We start from the raw sequence: 22,775 nt of genomic DNA, 5'->3' as shown, positions 1-22,775 counted from the left end.
CGACTCCCCGCCGATACTCACCTTCCCAGCGGACACCCGTCATCCCGGCGCGTTTGGCCGGGTTCCACACGGCGTCGATGCTGGGCCGCGCCGGGGATCCCGGCAAAACGCATGCCGGGATGACGAGGCCGGATTGCCCTTCAGGCGTCTTTGGCTAGTCCTCGAGTTTTGAGTGCATCCAGTGAATCCACGTACTGGAGCATGAGGCGGGCGAAGTCGAGGCGGTCGCTGTCGGACCAGTCGGCGGTGATGTAGTCGAAGGCGTCGCGCTGATGTTTGCGGAAGCGGGTCATCAGCTCCTCGCCCTGGGGGCTGAGCTCGAGCACGGTGCGGCGGCCGTCCAGCTGGGAGGCGGCGCGCACCAGGTAACCGGCCTTGATGATGTCGCTGACCATGCGACTTGCCACCGAGGGGTCGGTGCCGAGTAGTTCGGCGACCCTGCCGACGGTGACCTCGGAGCCCGGTTCCCGGTTGTGCTCCCGAATCAGATTGAGCACCAGCGTTCGGCTCAAATCCTTTGCCGAGATGGGGTTTTCGACCTCCAGCAGCGCGGTCCGGCGCAGCTTCCCGAATGCCGGACCGACAGCATCGAGCAGCTCATCGGCGGTGCGCGAGTCCTTCACAGTCATATGCACATCGTATATCCATGAAAGAACGAATACATGTGTTGACTCTCAAACGTGTGCATGACAACATGCATATGTACAACAGCACAGAACATCGATCCCCTGGAGAACCCCATGACCACGCTCATCACCGGCGCTCGCGGCAAGATCGGCCACGCCGTCCTCACCGCACTGCACACCGCCGGACAGCCGGTCCGCGCCGCCAGCAGCGACCCGGCCGCTCTCACCGTTCCCGCCGGAGTCGAGGCCGTCGCGCTGCGCTTCGACGCCCCCGAAACCTTCGATGCCGCCCTCACCGGTGTCGACCAGGTCTTCCTCTACGCCGCCCACGCCGGTGTAGATTCCTTCCTCACCGCGGCCCGCGCCGCCGGCGTCGAGCACATCGTGCTGCTGTCCTCCTCCTCGGTCGAATCCCCCGACGCCGCAACACATCCGATCGGCGCACAGCACTTCGCCGTCGAAAACGCGCTCACCGCTTCGGGTATCACCGCCACCGTGCTCCGGCCCGGCGCCTTCGCCAGCAATTCCTTCGGCTGGGCCCGATCCATCGGCAATGACCAGCCGATCGAACACCCCTACCCGGAGGCGGGCATCGCGCCCATCCACACCGCCGATATCGCCGATATCGCCGTCGCCGCCCTCACCGGCGCCACCGCACTGCGCGGTCGCACCTTTACCCTCACCGGCGGTCAGACACTGACCTTCCGCACCCAGATCGCCCTCCTCGCTGACGCCATCGGCCGCGATATCCCGGTCACCACCATCACGCATGACGAAGCGCTGCAACAGATGTCGGCCTACATGCCCGCCGGTATCGCCGAATCGCTGCTGACCAACTGGGCCGCCGCCACCGCGCGTCCGGAGACCATCGCCGACACCACCGAGACCCTGCTCGGCAAGCCCGCCCGCACCTTCCACCAGTGGGCGCAGGAAAACGCCCCCGTTTTCACACATTCCTGAACACGGCCTCGTCCCGGCGAGGCCCTTCTCCCCCAAGGCATCTCATGTCCTCGCCGCTGGTCTCCGAAGCACACCGCACCGCCCGCGCCCGCTGGGCCATCCTCGCGATTGTCCTGTTCGCCGCTATTCTCGATCTGCTCGACTCGACCATCACCACTCTCGCCGCCCCGACCATTGCCGCCGATCTCGGCGGCGGGGAGGCACTCATCCAATGGCTCGGCGCCGCTTACGCTCTCGCTATGGGGGTGCTGCTGGTGGTCGGTGGCCGCCTCGGCGACAAGTACGGCCGCCGCCGGCTGTTCCTGGTCGGGATTACCGGCTTCACCCTCGCCTCGCTCGCCTGCGGCCTCGCCGCAGATCCCGCGGCACTCATCACATTCCGGTTGATACAGGGCGCTTTCGGTGCGCTGCTCATCCCGCAGGGGTTCGGCATTCTCGGCGCGGTCTTCCCCCGCGATCAGCTCGGCAAGGCGTTCGGGGTCTTCGCCCCCGTGCTCGGCCTCTCCGCCGTCAGCGGTCCCACCCTCGCCGGATTCCTCATCGACGCAAACCTTTTCGGCCTCGGCTGGCGCGCCATCTTCCTGATCAATATCGTGCTCGGCGGACTCGCCACCGCACTCGCCGTCCGGCTGCTGCCCCGCGATCCTGGTGACCGCGCCGTCACCATCGACGGACTCGGTTCGGCCCTGCTCGGCGCGGCCATGCTCGGCGTCCTCTACGGCCTGATCGACGGCTCGGCCAATGGCTGGACCGCCCGGCCGATCCTCGCCCTCATCGCGGGTCTCCTCTTCTTCGCGCTGTTCTGCCTGCGCCAGCGGCATGCCGCCGATCCGCTGCTCGAACCCTCCCTGCTGCGCAATCGCGGTTTCACCTCCGGCCTACTGCTCGGCCTGGTGTACTTCGCCGCCACCTCCGGGCTGCTCTTCGTGCTCGCCCTGTACCTGCAGAACGATCTGCACCGCACCCCGCTGCAGACCGCGATCGCCCTGGTCCCGCTGTCGGTCGGCATCATTGCCGCCTCCATCGCGACCTACCGGCTGCTCCACCGCTTCGGGCGCACCCTTGTGCTGGCCGGGCTGCTGCTCACCCTGACCGGCGTCCTGACGCTGTTCGCCCTCGTCCAACTCTCCGGCACGGATCTCTCGACCTGGCTGCTCATCGCCCCCGTCTTCCTCACCGGCCTCGGGCTCGGCACCTGCTTCGGCACCATCTACCGGGTCACCCTCGGCGATATCGATCCGGCCGAATCCGGCAGTGCCAGCGGCTCGCTCACCGCGGTGCAGCAGTTGGCCAACAGCCTCGGCGCCGCCGCCGTCACCACCGTCTACTTCCACACCGCGGGCGGAGCCGCCACCAGTCTCGCCGTCGTCGCCGCCCTCACCCTGGTCTGCTGCGGTCTGCTCCGGCTCCTGCCGCAACACGCCCCCATCGAAACCCACTGAAGGAGAATGACTCTCATGAAGCCCATCGGTTACTGGCTCAATCGCACCGACCACGCCATCACCCACTACATGCAGAACACCCTCGGCGAGTTCGGTCTCACCCGGCTCGCCTGGCAGGTTCTCAATGTCGTCGGCGACGGCGGCGAGGTGCCCGATACCGAGGTCCACTCGGTGCTGTTCGCCAATGCGCCCGAGGCGGATCGCAGCACCGCCATCGCCCTCGTGCTCGCCGACGGCTGGGCGCAACGCCCCTCGCCCGATCACCTCGCCCTCACCGACGAAGGCCGCGATCGCCTCGTCAAGATCGCCGCACAGGTGAACACCTTCCGCGAGGTCTCCCTGACCGGCATCACCGATGACGAATACCGCACCGCCGTCTCGGTCCTAGAACGCATGACCCAGAACCTCGAATCGCGCGCATAGTGAACGCGCTTGGAGCCTGCGCACCCGCGTAGGCTCCAGCTATCCGCGCTGCCGCCTACCGCTGGAGTCCACCATGGCGTCCGCACTATCCAAGATTCCGCCACTGCCCCTGCTGCGGGCACTGGGACTGTTCCGCGACGGGCTGGCCGCGCTGCATCGACGGCTGGTGCCCGGGCATATCGCCATTCTCGAACTGCAGATGACCGGATTCCTGACGCAGGCGATCCACGCCGCCGCCCAGCTCGGCATTGCCGACGCGCTCGTCGAGGGGCCGCGGTCGCCGGCCGAGCTGGCCCGTGCGATCGAGGTGAACGAGGACGGGCTGCGGCGGCTGATGCGGCTGTTGATCAGCTTCGATATCTTCGCCCAGAAGCGGGACGGGTCATATGCGCTCACCGGGATGTCCCAGGCGCTGCGCAGCGATTCCCCGGTGACGCTGCGAGACCTGTTCCTGTTCTTCGGATCCGAGTACCACCGCAATCACTGGACGCACCTCGCCGATGCGGTGCGCACCGGCCACGCGGTCGGCCTGGCGCTGGACGGGATGGGATTCTTCGAATACGCCGCCGCGCACCGGGATATCGGCGAACTGTTCGACCGCGCCATGACCAGCATCAGCACGCTGTCCACCGAACCACTGCTCGCCGCATACGATTTCGGGCGCTTCGGGACGCTCGTGGACATCGGCGGGGGCGAGGGCAGCCTGCTCGTCGAGATCCTGCAGCGCAGTGCCATGACCCGGGGCGTCATCTTCGACCTGCCCGCGGTGGTGACGGCGCTGCCGGTACAGCGTGCGGGACTGGCGGATCGGCTCACCGTCGACACCGGATCCTTCTTCGAGTCGGTGCCCAAGGGCGGCGACGCCTACATCCTCAAGCACATCATCCACGATTGGTCCGACGAGGAAGCCGAACGTATTCTGCGCACCGTGCGCAGCGCCATGGAACCCGCTGCCCGCGTGCTGATCATCGAAATCGTGCTGCCCGAACACCACCGCCCGCATGCCGGAAAGTTCATCGATCTGGAGATGCTGGTCAATGCCACCGGCCGCGAACGGACCGAGGCCGACTTCCGAAATCTGCTGGCCCGCAGCGGATTCACCCTCACCCGCGTTGTCCCCACCGCCGCACCGGATGTCATCCTCGAGGCACGCCCGGCACCCTGACCGAAATCCCCACCCCCGAACGGTGATCGGCCCCCTTGCGCCGATCACCGCTCGTATGGGCACGATCGGCACAGCACCGGAATCCTCGGATAACCGCCGCACCAAAGGGTTCCAGCACCACGCCACCGCACCCGACCCGGCACTCCGAAGTCACCGGGCCGCTCATCCCCACAGCTCCCGTCGCTGCCTTGCGCGCGCAGCTCAGAAGCGAATACACCGCAGGTCACTGAAGTCGAGGCAGCGCAGGGTCGCTCTCACGCCGGACGCTGAAGTCGTGGGTAGGCAGGCGAGTTTCGGCGTTCCTGGGATCCCAGGACCCGCACGGCCTGATCGGTCCAGCCGTCCGCCATCTTCGCCAGCCGGTACCAGGCCGCGTGCACTTCGTGATCGGACACCTTCTCCGCCGTCTTGAGCAGAGACACGGCGTGCACATGCGCGGCGGCCATCACATCGACGACGGCGCCGAGCGATTCGCCGCGCACTACTCCGCGCCGCGCCCGCTTGGCCACCCAGTCGTCGATGAAAGTGACTGTCTGCGCGCGGAGCTCGTCGATGCCGCCGGCGTCCCGGGGCTGTTCCCGGCGCTCCAGATGCAATTCGGCGAGGCCCCGGGCCCAGCGGGTCACCTGATGATCGTCGGGTTGATCCCCGATGTGGCCGCAGAACGCGGCCAGCAGTTCATGCCAGTCCGGGAGTAGGGGGCGAGGTACGAAGACATTGTCACGGCCATTCGCCCACGACAGCCGGCTGTCGTCCGGTTGCGGTATGTACATGCGTACCTCCACGGCGGTGCGGGCGCACCCGGCGCCGCGGGCGGCCACTGGACCGCGAGCCCGGCGCGGCAAGGGCGGACCGCGCCGGATCCAGGCAACCGCTATCGGCGAAGGGCACATCTCGATGCGGCGCCGGGTGCAGTTACAGAATGCCCCGCAAATCGCGCCCGCCCACTGCCCTTTCCATGGCCTTCCGGTGCCCCTCGCGCGCCGCGCCGCCCCGACACGCGGTCAAAGGTGATAAAGGAGACCGACCGGTCCGCGATGGTCACCTGTTGGCCCGCCGCATTCTCGCGTTGTCGCCCCGTTCCCATCTGTGACACAGTCGCTGTCGCACAAGATCACTGGCACAGGGGGCAGTTATGGCGCGCACGGTGGGAATCGATCTGGGTACGTCCACATCGGTCGTCTGCGTCCTCGAGAACGGCCGGCCCAGGATTGTCGCGAACGCGGAGGGGGCGCAATCCACACCATCGGTGGTCAGCTTCACCGATGACGGCAGGGTGCTCGTCGGGCGGCAGGCTGTCGACCGCGCCGTGCTGAACCCCGGTCGCACAGTCGCTTCGGTGCGCCGGCACCTCGGCTCCACATGGCAATTCACCGACCGGGGTCGAACCTTCAGCGCACCGAAAATCGCCGCCTGCGTGCTCATGAAACTCAAGCGCGACGCGGAAGCCCAACTGGGTGAGGAGATCAGCGATGTGGTGATCTCGGTGCCGTCCTATTTCGGTGCGGCCGAACGGCGGGCCACCGCGGAAGCCTGCACGCTGGCGGGACTGGGCGCACCGCGAATCGTCGGCGAGGCGGGCCTGGCCGGACTCGCCTATGCCGTGCAGACCGACCCACGAGACGAGACGACGCTCGTATTGGACCTCGGCGCAGGTACTTTCAGCGTCGCAGTGCTGGAGATAGGTGCGAGTGTCGTCGAAGTGCGCGCAGTCGCGAGCGACAACTTCCTCGGCGGGGTCGACTGGGACCAGCGCATCGTCGAACACCTCGTGCACAAGTTCCGGGTGAGCACCGGAATCGATCTCAGCACCGATTCACTTGCACTGCAACGGCTCCGAACGGCAGCAGAACGCGCGAAGGTCGAACTCTCCAGCATCTCGAGCACTACGGTCGAGCTACCGTTCATCACCACCGACACCCAGGGCAATCACGTTTTCCTCTCGGAGACGCTGAATCGCTCCGAGCTGCTCGAGCTCACCGCCGATCTGCTGAATCGGTGCCGCGTACCGATCACCAAAGTGCTGGCGGAGGCGCGCATTACGCTCCACGACATCGACCGTGTAGTTCCGATCGGTGGCGCGAGCCGCATGCCCGCCTTCGCCGCACTGGTCACGGAATTGGCCGGTGGCCGGGACCCGTTCCGCGGGATGCACCCCGATGAGACCGTCGCCATCGGCGCGGCCGTCCTGGCCGGCATCCGCAACGGTGCGGTCAGGGACCGGCTCCTGTTGGACGCCCTTCCGATGGGCCTCGGAATCACCACCCGGGGAGGCGGATTCGCCGAGATACTCCTGGCCAACACCACCCTCCCCACCAAGAGTTCGGCCTTCGTCACCACGGTTGCCGACGGTCAGACCTCCGTATCCATCGATATCTTCGAAGCCGAGCGGGAACGCGCGGCGAGCAATCAGCCGCTCGGCGTCCTGCGCCTCGAAGGTCTGGCACCCGCGCCACGCGGCACACCTCGCATCGAGATCATCACCGATATCGACGCCAACGGCCAAATTGTCGTCACCGCAAAAGATCCCGGATCAGGACTGGAGCAATCGCTGACCGTCGGCGGTGAGCACCCTTCCCCGATTCCGAAGCCCCTCGGCCTGTCGGCCGAGATCGAACTGCACCCGGACCAGGACACCGGAACCAGCCGGGAGAGGCAGTCCAGCGCTGCCCCACCCCGAACATCGAATCTGCCTCCACGCCAACAGCCTTCCGACCTGATCACCGCAGCGGCCGCGAATCACCGACTCGGACAGCATCTCTCCACGCACCCGCACCGCTGGCACGGCGGCTCACCGGTATGGATCTACGGCATTCCGATCGCCATCGTGGCGGGGATCGTCATCGCGAGCGGCGTGACGAACGGCGTGACAGGAGCACTCGCCGTCCTGGCGCTCTTCGCCGCAGTGATCGTATTCGCCAAGGTGAAGCGCTTGATCACCGCGCCACGACATACGGTGGCGCGTGCGAAATACGCAGGAAGCAAGACCACGGGCACCGGATTCAAAGATGCCAAGCTGAGCCTTTTCGAGCACGGCGTGGTGATCCTCAGCCGCGCCGACACCAGCGTCTTTCGCTGGGACACGGTAACGGTGCTCCAGGACATCGTCCGGACCTCGCACAAGATGTACGGGACCGAAACCGGCGTTTCGATGACCTACCGCTACCAGCTGACCGATCCAGGCGGTGACAGCTATCTGGTCACCGGAGACTTCACCGATGCCGCACAGTGGGGCCCGGCAATCCAGGACCGGGTGACCGCGGCACAACTACCCGGCGCGCTCGCGGCCGCCGATGCCGGTCAGACACTCACCTTCGGGTCGATCACGCTGAATCGGAACGCGGTGACCGCACACGGGCAAGCGGTACCGTGGCGCGATATCCAGGAAGTGCGGGTTCAGAAGGGATTCGTCTCGATCCGCGTTGCCGGACAGTGGCTTTCGCTGACGAAGGTGACTGTGAGCGCCATTCCGAACGTCTTCATCTTCCTGGAAATCGCGGAGCGGCTACGAGTTTCGGCTAAAGCTTGACCAGATCGTCGGCGTGCACGACAGGACGCTGCATGCCGTCCGAAAGGTCGCTCGTGGAACGGCCTTTCATCGATTCCAGCTCATCGCTGTCGTAGGCGGCCACACCGCGAGCGACGATACGGCCTTCCGGCGCAATGAGATCGATGACATCGCCACCGTAGAAGCGGCCGTCCACCTTCGTGATTCCGGCGGCCAGCAGAGAGCGGCGACGGTCGGCGACAGCCTGCACCGCACCCGCGTCGATGTGCACCGCGCCGTGACTGTCGGCGGCGTGCCGGACCCAGAACTTGCGGGCGGACAGGCGAACCGGGCGGGCAGCGAAGGCGGTGCCGACGGTCGCACCCGAGAGGGCGGCGGCGGCATCGGAGGCGGCGGCGAGCAGTACCGGCACACCGGCATCGGCCGCCAGCCGGGCGGCGGAGAGTTTGGAGGCCATGCCGCCGGTGCCCAGAGCGCCACCGCTACCGGCGATCACGCCATCCAGATCGGCGCTGCTGCGCACCTCCGGAATGAAAGTGGCCGCACCCTTGCGGGGATCGCCGTCGTAGAGGCCGTCCACATCGGAGAGCAGGATCAGCGCGTCCGCGCCGACCAGGTGCGCCACCAGGGCTGCCAGCCGGTCGTTATCGCCGAAGCGAATCTCTTCCGTTGCGACAGTGTCGTTTTCGTTCACCACGGCAATGGCGTGCAGCGAGCGCAGCCGATCCAGGGTGCGCTGCGCATTGCGGTGATGCTCGCGCCGGCCGAAGTCACCGGCGCTCAGCAGCACCTGCCCGACCACCCGGTCGTAGCGGGCGAAGGAGTTGCCCCAGGCGTGCGCCAGAGCCAGCTGACCCACACTGGCCGCCGCCTGCTTGGTCGCGAGATCCTTTGGGCGCTTGGACAATCCGAGCGGCGCCATACCCGCGCCGATCGCACCCGAGGAGACCACCACCACATCGGATCCGGCGCGCATGCGGGCTTCCACCGCATCGGCCAGCCGATCGAGGCGGTCGGTCTCCAGCCCGCCCTCGAGACTCGTCAGCGCGGAGGACCCGATCTTGACGACCACACTGCGCGCCGTCGCGATCGCGCGGCGGGCATCACTGAGCCCCGAATCCACCCGCGTGATACTCGAACTCACTGCACCACACCTCTGTTCGAACTACTGGTCTTCGTCGCCCACCAGGCCACGGCGCGCACGCGAAGCATGCTTACGCTCGGCCGCACCGATGCGCTCGGTCTGATCCAGGCGCGCATCCGCGCCGCGACGGGTCATCATGACCTCCACACCGGCGGAGATCTGCGGTTCCCAATCGAAGAAGTAATCGCCGATGGTCACCGGGGCGCCCGGCTCGGCGCCCAGCCGGACCAGCTCCTCCTCGATACCGAGGCGAGCCAGGCGATCGGCCAGGTAGCCCACGGCCTCTTCGTTGTCGAACTGGGTCTGCGCGACCCAGCGCTCGGGGCGCTCGCCCTTGACCAGGAAGCCACCCTCGACCTCGGGATCGCGAATGACCGTGAAACCGGTGTCGCCCTTGATGATCGGGCGGATGACCGCGCGCTTCGCCTCGGCCTTCGGGTGCAGCTCGCGGTATTCCTTGATCAGGTCCGCCAGCGCGAAGGTCAACGGCCGCAAGCCATCCCGGCTCACCGCAGAGATGACGAACACGGGCCAGCCGCGCTTCTCGAATTCCGGGGTCACCATTTCGGCGAGCTCCGCCGCATCGGGGACATCGGACTTGTTCAGAATCACCACGCGCGGACGATCGGCCAGATCGCCCAGCTCGGCATCAGCCTTCAGCGCCGGCTTGTAGGCGGCGAGCTCGGCCTCGAGCGCATCCACATCGGAGATCGGATCACGGCCCGGATCCATGGTGGCGCAATCCACCACATGGGCCAGCACCGCGCAGCGCTCCAGATGCCGCAGGAAATCGAGTCCCAGACCGCGGCCCTCGCTCGCGCCCGGAATCAGACCGGGCACATCGGCCACGGTGAAAGTGGTGTCACCCGACTGCACCACACCGAGATTCGGCACCAGTGTGGTGAACGGGTAGTCGGCGATCTTCGGCTTGGCGGCCGACAGCACCGAAACCAGCGACGACTTACCGGCCGACGGGAAGCCCACCAGGCCCACATCCGCGACCGACTTGAGCTCGAGAACCAGATCCCGCTCTTGCCCGTCCTCGCCGAGCAGCGCGAAACCGGGCGCCTTGCGCGCCTTCGAGACCAGCGCGGCATTGCCCAGCCCGCCCCGGCCGCCCAGCGCGGCGACGAACTGCGTGCCGACGCCGACCATATCGGCCAGCATCTCGCCGTCGGCGCTCATCACGACCGTGCCGTCCGGCACCTTCAGGACCAGGCCCTCGCCGCGCTTGCCGCTGCGGTCGTTGCCCTCACCCGGCTTGCCGTTGCCACCACGGGCATGCGGATGGAAGTGGAAATCCAGCAGGGTGTGGATATTGCCGTCGACCTCGAGGATCACATCCCCGCCATTACCGCCGTTACCGCCATCGGGTCCGCCGAGCGGCATGAACTTCTCTCGGCGTACCGAGGAACATCCGTGCCCACCCTTGCCCGCATGTACGTGCAATACGACACGGTCGATGAATTTGGACATATCGGTGATCATCCTCCTTCAGGACAGTCGGATCGCTATCGCACGGCCAGGGTGGCCGACGTGTGACTCTGAAAACAGCACGGTGTGGAAATAACGAAACGGGCCAGGGTTGATCACCCTGACCCGCGTCGCGAAGTGCGTGTGGATTAGCTCCAGTGCGGCTCAGGCCGACACCGGCTCCGGAACCACGATGTTGATGGTCTTGCGACCACGCTTGGTGCCGAACTGCACCGAGCCCGCCTCGAGGGCGAACAGCGTGTCGTCGCCGCCACGGCCGACGTTCACGCCGGGGTGGAAGTGCGTGCCACGCTGGCGAACCAGGATCTCGCCGGACTTGACGACCTGGCCGCCGAAACGCTTGACGCCGAGTCGCTGCGCATTCGAATCGCGACCATTGCGCGAGCTGGATGCACCCTTCTTATGTGCCATGTCAAACTCCTCGTGCAGTGTATTTTGCGATATGAGCGGGGCCCTACATGGTTACGCAGGCTGCCGCCTCCGGGCCTGACCGCTCATATCGGGGGTGACGAACCCCAAGTCGGATTACTTGATGCCGGTGACCTTCAGGACCGTCAGCTTCTGACGGTGGCCCTGACGCTTGTGGTAGCCGGTCTTGTTCTTGAACTTGTGGATGCGGATCTTCGGGCCCTTGGTCTGTTCGACGACCTCGGCGGACACGGAGACCTTCGCCAGCTTGTCAGCATCGGTGGTCAGCTCGGCGCCATCAACAAGGAGCACCGGCGCCAGGGACACGGAAGTGCCCGGCAGACCCTCGATCTTCTCGACCTTCACCAGGTCACCGACCGCGACCTTGTACTGCTTTCCGCCGGTCTTGACGATTGCGTACGTTGCCATCGGTCGGCTGCCCTTCTTCCTGTTACAAGTGCTGTATCAACACTGTGTTCACACGGCTGATCCTCCGGCTCGCACCGGAAACCGCCGTACGACTGGTCTGGTATTCACCGCCGCCTCGGGCCAGTGGTTCACACATGAACCGGCCCTCGTTCTCACAGCGCTACTGGCTGAATAATGCCGCACAGCAAGCGCTGTCGCCGGGGGCAGCGACTGTCCAAGAGTACAGGACACGGCCGGGGCGTCCAAACCGGGGGTTCCGGGCGCACGAACACTCACGAAACCGGCCTGGCCTGGGGAACAGCCGTGGCCCCGCCGTAGGTACGGGCGGGGCCACGACAGAGTCCGGGATCGGACTCAGATGATCAGTTCTCGCCCTCTGGAGCGCCCGCAGGGCGACCAGCGGCCCGACGGCGGGGACGAGTTCGCGGAGCCACCTCGGCCGGGGCCAGATCCGCGAGGGACAGGCCCGGGGTCTGCGGCTGATCCGCACTGGAGAGCACGAACACCGCACCCTCGCTGGCGGAGGCCGGAGCTGTCACCGCACGAGCGACCCGGCGGCGGCCCGCCCGGCGAGCGGGCTGCGCGGGTTCGGCCACCTCCGGCGCCGGCTCGGGCGCCCGGGTGACCGGAGCCGCGGCCTGTGCCTCGGAGACCTGCACCGCGGCCTCGGCGGCGGCCACGACCGCATCCTCGGCGACCACGGCATCCGCGGCGGCCTCGGATTCGCTTGTGTGCGAGGAGGTTCCGTTGGTCGAAGCCTTGGCGGGCTCGGCCGGACGCACCGCCTCGGATTCGGCGGAGCGTGCCGCGGCCGATTCGGCCACGGCTTCCGCACCCGCGGCCGCGGCATTCGCCAGGGCGTGCTCGGCGTACGTGGCGTCGTCCATGTCCTCATCGTGATGCGAGGCCATGGCGAGCGCGACCGGATGGGCACGCCGGGCGGCGGCCTTCTCCTTGCTCTCCGCGGTCTCCTCGACGACAACAGGCGCGGCGGGCTCGGGCACGGCCGGAGTCTCCGGAGCCGCATTGCCGCGGTCCTTGCGACGACGGCGCGAACCCTCGCGACGGGCGGCGCCCTCCTCCACCGGTGCGGATTCCACCGGGTAGTTGTGCACAATGAGGCCGCGGCCGTGGCAGTGCTCACAGGTGCTGGAGAACGCCTCGACCAGACCGGTGCCCAGCTTCTTGCGGGTCATCTGGACCAGGCCCAGCGAGGTGACCTCGGAGACCTGATGACGCGTGCGATCGCGGCCCAGGGCCTCGGTCAGCCTGCGCAGCACCAGATCCCGGTTCGACTCCAGGACCATATCGATGAAGTCGACGACGATCATGCCGCCGATATCCCGCAGCCGCATCTGGCGGACGATCTCCTCGGCCGCCTCCAGATTGTTGCGCGTGACGGTCTCTTCCAGGTTCGACCCACCGGCGCCGGTGAACTTGCCCGTATTGACGTCGACCACCGTCATGGCCTCGGTGCGGTCGATCACCAGGGTGCCGCCCGAGGGCAGCCACACCTTGCGGTCGAGCGCCTTGGCCAGCTGCTCGTCGATGCGGAGACTGCCGAACACGTCGACGCCGTGGTTGTCGTGCTTCTCGACGCGGACCAGCAGATCCGGGGCGACCGTGCGGATGTAGTTCTCCACGGTCGTCCAGGCGCGATCGCCCTCGATGACCAGCTTGGAGAAATCCTCGTTGAAGAGGTCGCGAACCACCTTGACCAGCAGGTCCGGCTCTTCGTACAGCGTCTTGGGCGTACCCGAGCCGCCCTTGGCCTGCTCCTCGATGGTGCGCCAGGTCTGCTGCAGCCGTTCGACATCGCGAGCCAGCTCGTTCTCCTCGACACCCTCGGACGCGGTGCGAATGATGACGCCGGCATCCTGCGGCACGATATCGCGCAGGATCTCCTTGAGCCGCTTGCGCTCGGTATCGGGCAGCTTGCGGCTGATACCGGTCGAGGTGCCACCGGGCACGTACACCAGGAAGCGACCGGCCAGGCTGATCTGCGTGGTCAGGCGAGCGCCCTTGTGGCCCACCGGATCCTTGGAGACCTGCACCAGCACGGTGTCACCGGGGCGCAGCGCCTGCTCGATCTTGCGCTCCCGGCCGCCGAGACCGGCTGCCTCCCAGTTCACCTCGCCCGCGTACAGCACGCCATTGCGGCCGCGGCCGATATCGACGAACGCCGCCTCCATGGACGGCAGCACGTTCTGCACCTTGCCCAGGTAGACATTGCCCACCATGGACGCGGAACCGGTACTGGTCACGAAATGCTCGACCAGGACGCCGTCCTCGAGCACCGCGACCTGCGTGGTGGAGGTCGGGTGGTCCTGGAAGTGCTTCTCGCGCACCACCATCACCCGGTCCACCGACTCGCGGCGGGCCAGGAATTCGGACTCGGTCAGGATCGGCGGACGACGGCGACCGGCCTCACGACCGTCCCGGCGACGCTGGCGCTTGGCTTCCAGGCGGGTGGACCCGCTGATGCCCTGCACCTCGTCGACATCCTTGGTGGCGGCGGCGCGGCGCTTGCTGCGCGGCTCCCGCTCGTGCACGACGGTGTTCGGCGGATCGTCCTCGGAGACGGCGGCCTCGGGCTCGGCCTCTTCGCCACCCTTGCGGCGACGACGGCGACGGCGACGGCGGCTGCTCGAGCCCTCCGGCACGGCCGAATCGTCGTCCTCGTCCTCGGAGTCTTCGGCCTCGGCCTCGGCGTCGGCCCGGATCTGATCCTCGATCTCCGGATCGATCTCGCCCGACTCGTCATCCGGATGCTGTTCGCCACGGCCACGACCACGACCGCGACGGCCCCGACGGCGGCGACGCGAAGCGCCGTCACCGCGCTGTTCGCCGTCCCAGTCCTGCTCGTCGTCGCCCTCTTCGGAAGAGGTGTCTTCAGCAGCCTTGTCCTCGGCGACCTTGGCCTCGACCTTGGTCTTCTGCTCGACGCGGGTCTTCTCGGCGGCCTGGAACTTCTCCTCGGCCGGGGGCTTGTCCTCGGTGCGCGGCTTGTCCTCGGCCTGGACCTTCTCGGCCTTCGGCTTGTCCTCGACCTTGGTCTTGCGCTCGGCCCGCAGTTTGCGGCGGGCCTCCTCGGCGGCGGCGAAGTCCGGCGACTGGAACAGCGGCTGGGCGACCAGGCCCGACGGCTGGTACTGCACCGGCTCCTCGACCGGGAGCTCCGGCTGCTGGAACGGGCTGGTGAAAAGTTTGGGGGCGCGCTTGCGCGGGGTGGAGACCACGGCGGCTTCCGCGACCTCGACCTCTTCGGCGGCCAGTTCGTCGGCGGCCAGCTCATCGCCCTTGACGATGGCCTCGTCGACGGTGGCGGGGGCCGGATCGACGGCTCTGGGCCCGAAGGCGTCGCGGACGGTCTCGGCGACGGTGCGATCCAGGCTCGATTGCGGGCTGCGGGCCTGGGCGCCCATCTCGGTCAGGTGGGCCAGGATTCGTTTGCTGGTGACTCCCAGCAACTTCGCCAGTGCGTGCACGCGGATCCGTTCCGGCAACTGTTCGGCAGCCGGGGGTGTGTCCGCGGCCTCCCCTGCGGCGTTCACCTGTGTTGTTGCTTCCTGCGGCTCTTTTTCGGCCACGAAATCTCCTTGGGCCCCCGGGCGCGTCCCTCGAGAGAGTGACGCGGCCGACGCGGGGGCGCTGTCTTCGCCTCGCGCCCATGGGCGCGAGATCAGTGGTCTGCGCGCCGCGTGCCCGTTATCACCTATTTTTTCGTCGTTCGGGCTAACTGGTCACGTGGCGCCTGGGTGGTTTGGCTCAACCCCACAGCACGAGCGTTCATCCAGCGGGCCGCCCGACAGCCGAGTCTTTGAAGCCGTCGGCGGCAGCGATGATCGTCCGTCGTGCCGTGGTGTCAATCAGATGTGACCCTCACCTGCCGCAAACGGCGGGCAGCGGCCACTTCCGATGCCAGTATCCCACATGACCTCGGAGCGCCGCGCCCACGAACCCCTTATGGGCGTCACGCGTCGCGGATCGGAGCACAGCCGGACCCGGCCCCGTACCGACCGGTACAGGGCGCCGGGACCTGTCGTGAGGTTTGCTCAGAGGGTGAATTCGGGGAACCAGAGCGCGATTTCGCGCTTGGCGGACTCCGGCGAATCGGAGCCGTGGACCAGGTTGTACTGGGTCTCGAGGGCGTAATCGCCGCGGATGCTGCCGGGAACGGCCTTCTCGACCGGGTCGGTGCCGCCCGCGATCTGGCGGAAAGCGGCGATGGCCCGGGGGCCTTCCAGTACGGCCGCGACGACCGGGCCGGAGGTGATGAACTCGATGAGCGAACCGAAGAAAGGCTTCTCGGCATGCTCGGCGTAGTGCTCCGCGGCGATCTCCTCGGAGACGTTCACCTGCTTGAGCGCCGCGAACTTCAGACCCTTGCGCTCGATCCGGGTGATGATCTCCCCGATCAGGCCCCGGGCCACGCCGTCCGGCTTGATGAGTACCAACGTCTGCTCAGTCACGCGCATACCGTAGCTGGGAAGTTGGCCTGCGGAAAAACCGATGGCCGGGGCGCATACCCCGGCCACGCCCGGTTCGACCGGATTTCAGGCTTGGGACATGCGCTGGCTGGGCAATGTGCCCGCTTCCATGCGCTTCTTCACATCCGCCCGGATGAAGAGGATGAACAGCCAGACGGCGACGAAGACCACGCCGATGACCAGGATGGATATGTGGATGAACCCGCCTGCCAGCAGGGCTACCTGGAGGCCGAGGTTGTAGGCCATGGCCCACGGGCGGCGCTGCACGCCGGCGCCGAGGAACATCAGCACACCCAGGCCGACCACGTAGAGCACGGACCACCACTTCAACCCGCCGCCGACGGTCGCGACCACCGGTAGCGCGAGCAGCACGGTGATGGCTTCCAGGACGAGCGTCCCGGCCATGACGCCGCGGAAGCCCTTCCACGGGTCGGTGGCGGGGGCGGGCACCCCCTCGGGCACCAGAGGCTGGTCCTCACTCATGCGGGATCCTTTCCGAACAGCGAGCGGGCCGCCCCGGCGGTGACGACCGATCCGGTGACCACGATGCCCGCACCGGAGACGTGTTCGCCACTCTCGCCTTCTTCGGCGAGGGCGATGGCGGTCTCGATGGCATCGGGCAGATCGGTGGCGACGGCCACCCGCTCATCACCGAAGCGCTGTACGGCCAGGTTGGCCAGGCTCTCGACGGGCAGGGCGCGGGGAGAACCGTTTTCGGTGACGACGATTTCGTCGAAGATCGGTTCGAGCGCGTCGAGGATGCCCGCGGCGTCCTTATCGCCCAGTACCGCAACCACTCCGACCAGTTTGCGGAATTCGAATTCGCTGGTGAGCGTGGCGGCCAGGGCCTTCGCACCGTGCGGATTGTGCGCGGCGTCGAGGAAGATGGTCGGCGCGCTGCGCATGCGCTCCATGCGGCCGGGACTGACGGCGGAGGCGAATCCGGCTCGCACAGCATCGATATCGAGCTGGCGCGAGGCGCCCGCGCCGAAGAACGCCTCCACCGCCGCGAGCGCCAGCACCGCATTGTGCGCCTGGTGCTCGCCGTGCAGCGGCAGGAAGATGTCGTCGTAGACGCCGCCGAGGCCCTGCAGTTCCAGCACCTGGCCGCCGATGGCGACCCGGCGCGAGAGCACCCGGAACTCCGAACCCTCGCGTGCCACAGCCGCATCCATCTCGATGGCGCGGCGCAGCAGCACCTCCATCACCTCGGGCTGCTGCTCGGCGATGACGGTGACGGTGTCACGCGGGACCAGTTCGTCGACCGGTGCCTTCTTGATGATTCCGGCCTTCTCCCCCGCGATGGAGGTCAGATCCGGTCCGAGATACTCGGTGTGATCCAGGCCGATCGGGGTGATGACGGCGACCTGTCCGTCGATCACATTGGTGGCGTCCCAGGTGCCGCCCATACCGGTTTCGACCACCGCGACATCGACGGGCGCCTCGGCGAATTTCGCGTAGGCCATGGCGACGAGCACTTCGAACTTGCTCAGCGCCGGGCCGCCGGCCGCGATGGACTGCTTGTCGATCATCTCGAGGAACGGCAGCAGTTCGCGGTACAGCTCGACGTACTGGCCGGGCGTGATGGGCGCATTGTCGATGGCGATGCGCTCGGTGGCCAGCTGCAGGTGCGGGCTGGTGATGCGCCCGGTGCGCCGGTGCAGCGCGGTGAGCAGCGAGTCGATCATGCGGGTGACCGAGGTCTTGCCATTGGTGCCGGCGATCTGGATGGCCGGGTAGCCGTGCTGCGGTGAACCGAGCACATCCATGAGCGCCGCGATGCGGGTCAGCGACGGCTCGATCTTGGTTTCCGGCCAGCGCTTGTCGAGTTCGGCCTCGACCAGCGCCATTTCGGCCAGATCCACCGGCGAGGTGATCAGCGGGCCGGCATCGTTGTACTGCGGTTCGGGTTCGGCATTCATTTGCGCACCGCCAGTTTCTCGAGCTCGGCGAGCCGGGCGCCGATGCGCTCGACTTCGGATTCGGCGATCTCCTTGCGCGCGGTGATCTTGGCGACCACCTCGTCGGGAGCCTTCGCCAGGAAGGCCTCATTGCCGAGTTTGGCGGTGGTGCCTGCCAATTCCTTCTGTGCGGCGGCCAGGTCCTTCTCCAGCCGGCGCGCCTCGGCCTCGAGGTCGATGGTCCCGGAGGTATCGATTTCGACGGTGACGGTGGCGTTGGTGAGCCGCACCTCGAGGGAGGCGGTGGCGGCGAAATCGTCGCCGGGCTCGGTGAGGCGGGCCAGGTTGGTGATCTCGGCCTGCTGTGCCACCAGATCGGCGGTGTCGATGGCGATCAGCTTGGCGGCCACCTTCTGACTGTCGGCCAGGCCCTGATCACTGCGGAACCGGCGGATCTCGGTGATGAGGCGCTGGGTGTCCGAAATGCGGCGGGCCGCAACCTCATCGGTGGCGATGCCGGAACTGGTGGGCCACTCCGCGATGACGATGGATTCGCCGCCCGTCCGCACCCCCGCGACGTCGGTGGTGAGGGCCTGCCACAGCTGTTCGGTGACGAACGGCATGGCCGGATGCAGCAGTCGCAGGACGGCGTCGAGCACATTGCCGAGCACTACGCGGGTGTTCGCGGCGCGCTCCTCGGAGTGGGCGAACTGCACCTTGGCCAGCTCCAGGTACCAGGAGCACAGTTCGTCCCAGGTGAAGTGGTAGAGCGCCTCGAACGCCTTGCCGAATTCGTACCGGTCGATATTCGAATCCACCTCGGCGCGAACCTCTTCGAACCGATCGAGAATCCAGCGGTCGGTATCGGTGAGATCGGCGCGGTCCGGCAGCGTGCCCGGCTCGGCGCCGTTCATCAGAGCGAATTTGCTCGCGTTGAACAGCTTGGTGACGAAGTTGCGCGCGGCCGACACGTGCGGTGTGCCCACCGACAGGTCACTGCCGGGCTGCGCACCGCGGGCGAGCGTGAATCGTGTTGCGTCGGCGCCATATTCGTCGATCCACACCAGCGGATCGACGCCGATGCCCTTGGACTTGGAGTACTTGCGGCCGAATTCGTCGCGAATCAGGCCGTGCAGGAACACATCCTGGAACGGCACCTGCTTCTGCTGCGGATCCTTGCCCTCGATGAGCACCGGGTCGTCGGAGACGAACATGCCGAACATCATCATCCGGGCGACCCAGAAGAACAGGATGTCGTAGCCGGTGACGAGAACGCTGGTGGGATAGAACTTTTCGAGTTCGGCGGTGGAGTCCGGCCAGCCCATGGTGGAGAAGGGCCACAGGCCGGAGGAGAACCAGGTGTCGAGGACGTCCGGGTCCTGCACCCAGCCCTCGGGGGCCTGCTCGTCCGGGCCGACGCAGGCGACCTGGCCCTCGGGGCCGTACCAGATCGGGATGCGGTGGCCCCACCACAGCTGCCGGGAAATGGTCCAGTCGTGCATATTGTCGACCCAGTCGAACCAGCGCGGTTCCTGGCTGGCCGGGTGAATCTTGACCTCGCCGTTGCGGACCGCGTCACCGGCGGCCTTGGCCAGGGTTTCCACCTTGACCCACCACTGCATGGACAGGCGCGGTTCGATGGGTTCGCCGGAGCGCTCGGAGTGGCCGACGCTGTGGCTGTAGGGCCGCTTCTCGGCGACCACGCGGCCCTCTTCGGCGAGCCGCTCGCGCACCTTGACCCGGGCTTCGAAGCGGTCCATGCCGTCGAATTCGGTTCCGGTGTCGGCGATCTTGCCGGTCTTGTCCATGATGGTCGGCATCGGCAGGTTGTGTCGCAGGCCGAGCTCGAAGTCGTTGGGGTCGTGCGCGGGTGTGATCTTCACTGCGCCGGAACCGAATTCGGGGTCGACGTAGTCGTCGGCGACGATCGGGATCTGACGGCCGGTGATCGGGTGGTAGAGCGTGGTACCGACCAGGTGCCGGTAGCGCTCGTCCTCGGGATGCACCGCGACCGCGGTATCGCCGAGCATGGTCTCCACCCGGGTGGTGGCGACAATCACATGCGGCTCATCGTCGTTGAGCGAGCCGTAGCGCAGCGACACCAGTTCGCCGTCGACGTCCTTGTAGGTGACCTCGAGGTCGGAGATGCCGGTCTGCAGTACCGGCGACCAGTTCACCAGGCGTTCGGCGCGGTAGATGAGCCCGGCGTCGTAGAGCTTCTTGAAGATGGTCTGCACGGCGCGGGACAGGCCGTCGTCCATGGTGAAGCGGTCGCGGCTCCAGTCGATGCCGTCGCCGAGGCGGCGCATCTGGCCCTGGATGGCGCCGCCGGATTCGCGCTTCCAATCCCAGACCTTGTCGATGAACAGTTCGCGGCCGAAGTCTTCCTTGGTCTTGCCGTCGACGGCGAGCTGCTTCTCCACCACGGACTGGGTGGCGATGCCGGCGTGATCCATGCCGGGCAGCCACAGCACCTCGTAACCCTGCATGCGCTTGCGGCGGGTGAGGATGTCCATGAGGGTGTGGTCGAAAGCGTGGCCCATGTGCAGGTTGCCGGTCACATTGGGCGGGGGCAGCACGATCGAGTACGGGGGCTTGGCGGAGGTGGCGTCGGCCTGGAAGTAACCAGCGGCTACCCAGCGCTCGTACATGTCACCCTCTACCTCACTGGGATTCCAGTTCTTGGGGAGGGCATCGGCACGATTACGTGAGTTCTCAGAGGCTGTGCTGGTCACCGTGAGATTCTAGATGGCCGGGAATCGGCGCCGACCGCGGTGGTGCCGGAGAAAGCCGAAGGGCGGGGCTTTCGGCGGATGAGGGACACCGAAGGCCCCGCCTTCGAAGGTAAGCCTACCGCCGATTGCGGCGCCTCTCTCGGATCCATAAGCAATTCTCAGGTTCTGGCCCAAATGGGCCAGGGTAGGCCACATTTCGTTGCATTCACGTTGCGTGGGCCGCACTGCTTCCACGACCCGCAGTTCAGCTGCGCAAGTGGAATACCTTTCCGGACAAGCCCCGGATTCTGCTGGCATACAGGGCTTTTCATGTGTGACTGAATTGCATTTCACATACCCGGGCGCCGGATGACGTCGTAAAGTCCCAGAATGCCGTTCGTTGCTCGTGGGGGAGCGAAGATCCACTACACCGACACGGGAGGGACAGGACCGGCACTTGTGCTGAGCCACAGCATGCTCATGGACCAGGAGATGTTCGAGCTACAGCGGGCCGAATTGGGCGAGCGGATTCGCCTCGTCTGCATCGACTCGCGCGGACACGGCCGCACCGAGGACGATGGGACGCCCTTCAGTTATTGGGACCTGGCACGCGACGCCTGGGCGGTGGCCGATCACCTCGGCCTCGAGCGGGTGGTGGCCGGCGGCGTGGCGCACGGTGCGTGCACCGCGCTGCGGATGACACTGCTGGCCCGGCCGCGCACGCGCGGGTTGATCGTGATCGGCTCGGCGGCCACGGCCATGACCCCGCAGCGGCGGGCGGGTTATCGCGAGGTCCTCGACTTCTGGACCGGGTACGTGCTGCCCGCCCCGGTCATGAAGATGGTGTCGGCGCTGACCATCGGCGGGACCGAGGAGGACCGGCGGCCGTGGCGCGAGAAATGGCTGGCCGAGGATCGCGGGCGCATTCGGCAGGCGGCCGACTGCGTGATCAACCGCGATTCGGTACTGGAGTTGCTCGGTGATATCGACTGTCCCGCAATGATTCTGCGCGGTGTCGGGGATCAGGCGACCAGCCCCGAGGACATGCTGGAGCTGGCCGGGGCGCTCGGCGGGACGGCCGAGACGCACACCATTCCCGGCGCCGCCATCGCCGCGAACCTGACACATCCGGATGAGGTCAATGCGCTCCTGCGGGCATTCATGGACGGCCTGCCCGCCTGATCACCGCGCATCACGCCCGACCAATCCGATGAACAGCTGATGGGCGGATTCGGGCGTGGTGCTGCGATACCGCTGCACCACCACGTCGAATACGGTGGCCGTCTTGGGATTTCGCAATTGGAAGGCGGAGTCCGGGCGGCCGATCGATACGTGCGCGTCCTCCCACAGGCGGCGGAAATCGGCGTACTCGCCGAGTTCGCGCAGCAGCAGGTCGATGTCCTCGCGGTCCGCGGCGTGCGCGGCGTAGGCGCGGAAACGTCCGGCCATGAGCCGCGCCTCGCGCTCCCAGTCCTCGATGACCATGCGGGCACGCGGATCGGTGAAAATCCAGCGCAGTACGTGCCCGCTGCGGCGCAGGCCCGGGAAGGCCTCGTCGAAGGCGCTGTTGCAGTCGACCACATGCCAGCCGTCGTCGAGCGCGGCGGCCAAATGCGGCAGCAGCGCGTCCAGGGTGGTCCGCACGGTGGCCGCCGCGGCGCTGTCGCGGCGCAGCGGCTCCGGGGTCGGCGGGATGGGGCGCTGCTGGGCGAGGTGGTAGAGGTGGACGCGTTCGGCCGAGTCCAGGCACAGCACGGTCGCGAGCGAATCCAGAATGGCCGGACCCGGATTGAGGGCATCACCCTGTTCGATCTTGGCGACATAACCGAGACTGGCGTGGGTGGCCTCGGCCAATTGCTTGCGGGTCAGGCCGGCCGGATGTCGCGTGGTGCCCCGGGTGCGGCGCTCGCGAATGAACTCGGCCAGCGTCGGCGCGCGCAGCAACTGTGCGGTCGGTACTCCGATTTCATTGTCGGACAACGGTTCTCCGATCGACTGCCGGTTCGGGCCACCCGGCTCGAGTAGCACAGTACCGGTCGGAGGCCCGCCGCCACACCCGAGTTCACCCGCG

General features: G+C 67.1%; 18 protein-coding genes. 6 read left to right on the top strand and 12 right to left on the bottom strand.

The window, feature by feature from the left end; genetic code table 11:
* Nucleotides 1-140: 140 nt before the first annotated feature.
* The gene (locus ABZX86_RS13745) at nucleotides 141-629 is read right to left on the bottom strand and encodes a MarR family winged helix-turn-helix transcriptional regulator (RefSeq protein WP_355123317.1); all 489 of its coding nucleotides are present in this window, start codon (nucleotides 627-629) and stop codon (nucleotides 141-143) included.
* Between the two features lie 111 nt (nucleotides 630-740).
* Between ABZX86_RS13745 and ABZX86_RS13740 the strand changes: the two genes are divergently transcribed.
* The 4 genes from ABZX86_RS13740 to ABZX86_RS13725 all read left to right on the top strand — a co-directional run bounded on the left by ABZX86_RS13740 (nucleotide 741) and on the right by ABZX86_RS13725 (nucleotide 4,616).
* Complete coding sequence (locus ABZX86_RS13740; RefSeq protein WP_355123313.1) at nucleotides 741-1,586, top strand: NAD(P)H-binding protein; 846 nt, start codon at nucleotides 741-743, stop codon at nucleotides 1,584-1,586.
* Nucleotides 1,587-1,630: 44 nt separating this feature from the next.
* Nucleotides 1,631-3,028: an MFS transporter gene (locus ABZX86_RS13735; RefSeq protein WP_355123311.1), complete on the top strand. Its 1,398-nt coding sequence runs from the start codon at nucleotides 1,631-1,633 to the stop codon at nucleotides 3,026-3,028.
* A gap of 15 nt (nucleotides 3,029-3,043) precedes the next feature.
* On the top strand, nucleotides 3,044-3,451 hold the full coding sequence (locus ABZX86_RS13730; protein ID WP_355123309.1) for a MarR family winged helix-turn-helix transcriptional regulator: 408 nt from the start codon (nucleotides 3,044-3,046) through the stop codon (nucleotides 3,449-3,451).
* A gap of 73 nt (nucleotides 3,452-3,524) precedes the next feature.
* Nucleotides 3,525-4,616, top strand: coding sequence for a methyltransferase (locus tag ABZX86_RS13725; protein WP_355123307.1), 1,092 nt, complete (start codon nucleotides 3,525-3,527; stop codon nucleotides 4,614-4,616).
* Nucleotides 4,617-4,870: 254 nt separating this feature from the next.
* Here the strand turns inward: ABZX86_RS13725 and ABZX86_RS13720 are convergent, their stop codons facing one another.
* On the bottom strand, nucleotides 4,871-5,389 hold the full coding sequence (locus ABZX86_RS13720) for a DUF4254 domain-containing protein (RefSeq protein ID WP_355123305.1): 519 nt from the start codon (nucleotides 5,387-5,389) through the stop codon (nucleotides 4,871-4,873).
* A 362-nt stretch (nucleotides 5,390-5,751) separates the two neighbouring features.
* On the opposite strand from ABZX86_RS13720, the gene ABZX86_RS13715 reads away from it, so the two are divergent.
* A complete protein-coding gene (locus ABZX86_RS13715) occupies nucleotides 5,752-8,145 on the top strand; it encodes a DUF6585 family protein (protein WP_355123303.1) in 2,394 nt (797 codons plus the stop codon).
* Here the strand turns inward: ABZX86_RS13715 and proB are convergent.
* The 9 genes from proB to ABZX86_RS13670 all read right to left on the bottom strand — a co-directional run bounded on the left by proB (nucleotide 8,135) and on the right by ABZX86_RS13670 (nucleotide 20,725).
* Nucleotides 8,135-9,268, bottom strand: a complete 1,134-nt coding sequence (gene proB / locus ABZX86_RS13710; RefSeq protein WP_355123301.1) for a glutamate 5-kinase — start codon at nucleotides 9,266-9,268, stop codon at nucleotides 8,135-8,137. The genes ABZX86_RS13715 and proB overlap by 11 nt on opposite strands.
* A gap of 21 nt (nucleotides 9,269-9,289) precedes the next feature.
* On the bottom strand, nucleotides 9,290-10,744 hold the full coding sequence (obgE, locus tag ABZX86_RS13705) for a GTPase ObgE (protein ID WP_327144478.1): 1,455 nt from the start codon (nucleotides 10,742-10,744) through the stop codon (nucleotides 9,290-9,292).
* Between the two features lie 162 nt (nucleotides 10,745-10,906).
* Nucleotides 10,907-11,173 carry a 50S ribosomal protein L27 gene (rpmA, locus tag ABZX86_RS13700; protein ID WP_327144477.1) on the bottom strand — a complete coding sequence of 89 codons (267 nt, stop codon included), beginning with the start codon at nucleotides 11,171-11,173 and terminating at the stop codon, nucleotides 10,907-10,909.
* A gap of 114 nt (nucleotides 11,174-11,287) precedes the next feature.
* Nucleotides 11,288-11,599: a 50S ribosomal protein L21 gene (gene rplU / locus ABZX86_RS13695; RefSeq protein ID WP_067568881.1), complete on the bottom strand. Its 312-nt coding sequence runs from the start codon at nucleotides 11,597-11,599 to the stop codon at nucleotides 11,288-11,290.
* A 362-nt stretch (nucleotides 11,600-11,961) separates the two neighbouring features.
* The gene (locus ABZX86_RS13690; protein WP_355123831.1) at nucleotides 11,962-15,153 is read right to left on the bottom strand and encodes a translation initiation factor IF-2 N-terminal domain-containing protein; all 3,192 of its coding nucleotides are present in this window, start codon (nucleotides 15,151-15,153) and stop codon (nucleotides 11,962-11,964) included.
* A gap of 501 nt (nucleotides 15,154-15,654) precedes the next feature.
* Nucleotides 15,655-16,071 (bottom strand): nucleoside-diphosphate kinase, encoded by a 417-nt coding sequence (ndk, locus tag ABZX86_RS13685; RefSeq protein WP_355123298.1) that lies wholly within the window; start codon nucleotides 16,069-16,071, stop codon nucleotides 15,655-15,657.
* Between the two features lie 84 nt (nucleotides 16,072-16,155).
* Nucleotides 16,156-16,572, bottom strand: a complete 417-nt coding sequence (locus ABZX86_RS13680; RefSeq protein WP_355123296.1) for a DUF4233 domain-containing protein — start codon at nucleotides 16,570-16,572, stop codon at nucleotides 16,156-16,158.
* Complete coding sequence (locus ABZX86_RS13675) at nucleotides 16,569-18,011, bottom strand: folylpolyglutamate synthase/dihydrofolate synthase family protein (RefSeq protein ID WP_355123294.1); 1,443 nt, start codon at nucleotides 18,009-18,011, stop codon at nucleotides 16,569-16,571. The genes ABZX86_RS13680 and ABZX86_RS13675 overlap by 4 nt, the downstream gene beginning before the upstream one ends.
* Nucleotides 18,008-20,725 carry a valine--tRNA ligase gene (locus ABZX86_RS13670; protein WP_355123292.1) on the bottom strand — a complete coding sequence of 906 codons (2,718 nt, stop codon included), beginning with the start codon at nucleotides 20,723-20,725 and terminating at the stop codon, nucleotides 18,008-18,010. The genes ABZX86_RS13675 and ABZX86_RS13670 overlap by 4 nt, the downstream gene beginning before the upstream one ends.
* 369 nt (nucleotides 20,726-21,094) lie before the next feature.
* Between ABZX86_RS13670 and ABZX86_RS13665 the strand changes: the two genes are divergently transcribed.
* Nucleotides 21,095-21,886, top strand: a complete 792-nt coding sequence (locus ABZX86_RS13665; RefSeq protein WP_355123290.1) for an alpha/beta hydrolase — start codon at nucleotides 21,095-21,097, stop codon at nucleotides 21,884-21,886.
* Here ABZX86_RS13665 and ABZX86_RS13660 read toward each other — a convergent pair whose 3' ends face one another.
* Nucleotides 21,887-22,684, bottom strand: a complete 798-nt coding sequence (locus ABZX86_RS13660) for a helix-turn-helix domain-containing protein (RefSeq protein ID WP_355123288.1) — start codon at nucleotides 22,682-22,684, stop codon at nucleotides 21,887-21,889.
* Between the last annotated feature and the right edge of the window lie 91 nt (nucleotides 22,685-22,775).

Source organism: Nocardia sp. NPDC006630, from assembly GCF_040611495.1.
In the GTDB taxonomy this organism is placed as follows: Bacteria; Actinomycetota; Actinomycetes; order Mycobacteriales; family Mycobacteriaceae; genus Nocardia.
This window is presented reverse-complemented; position numbering and strand designations above follow the sequence as displayed.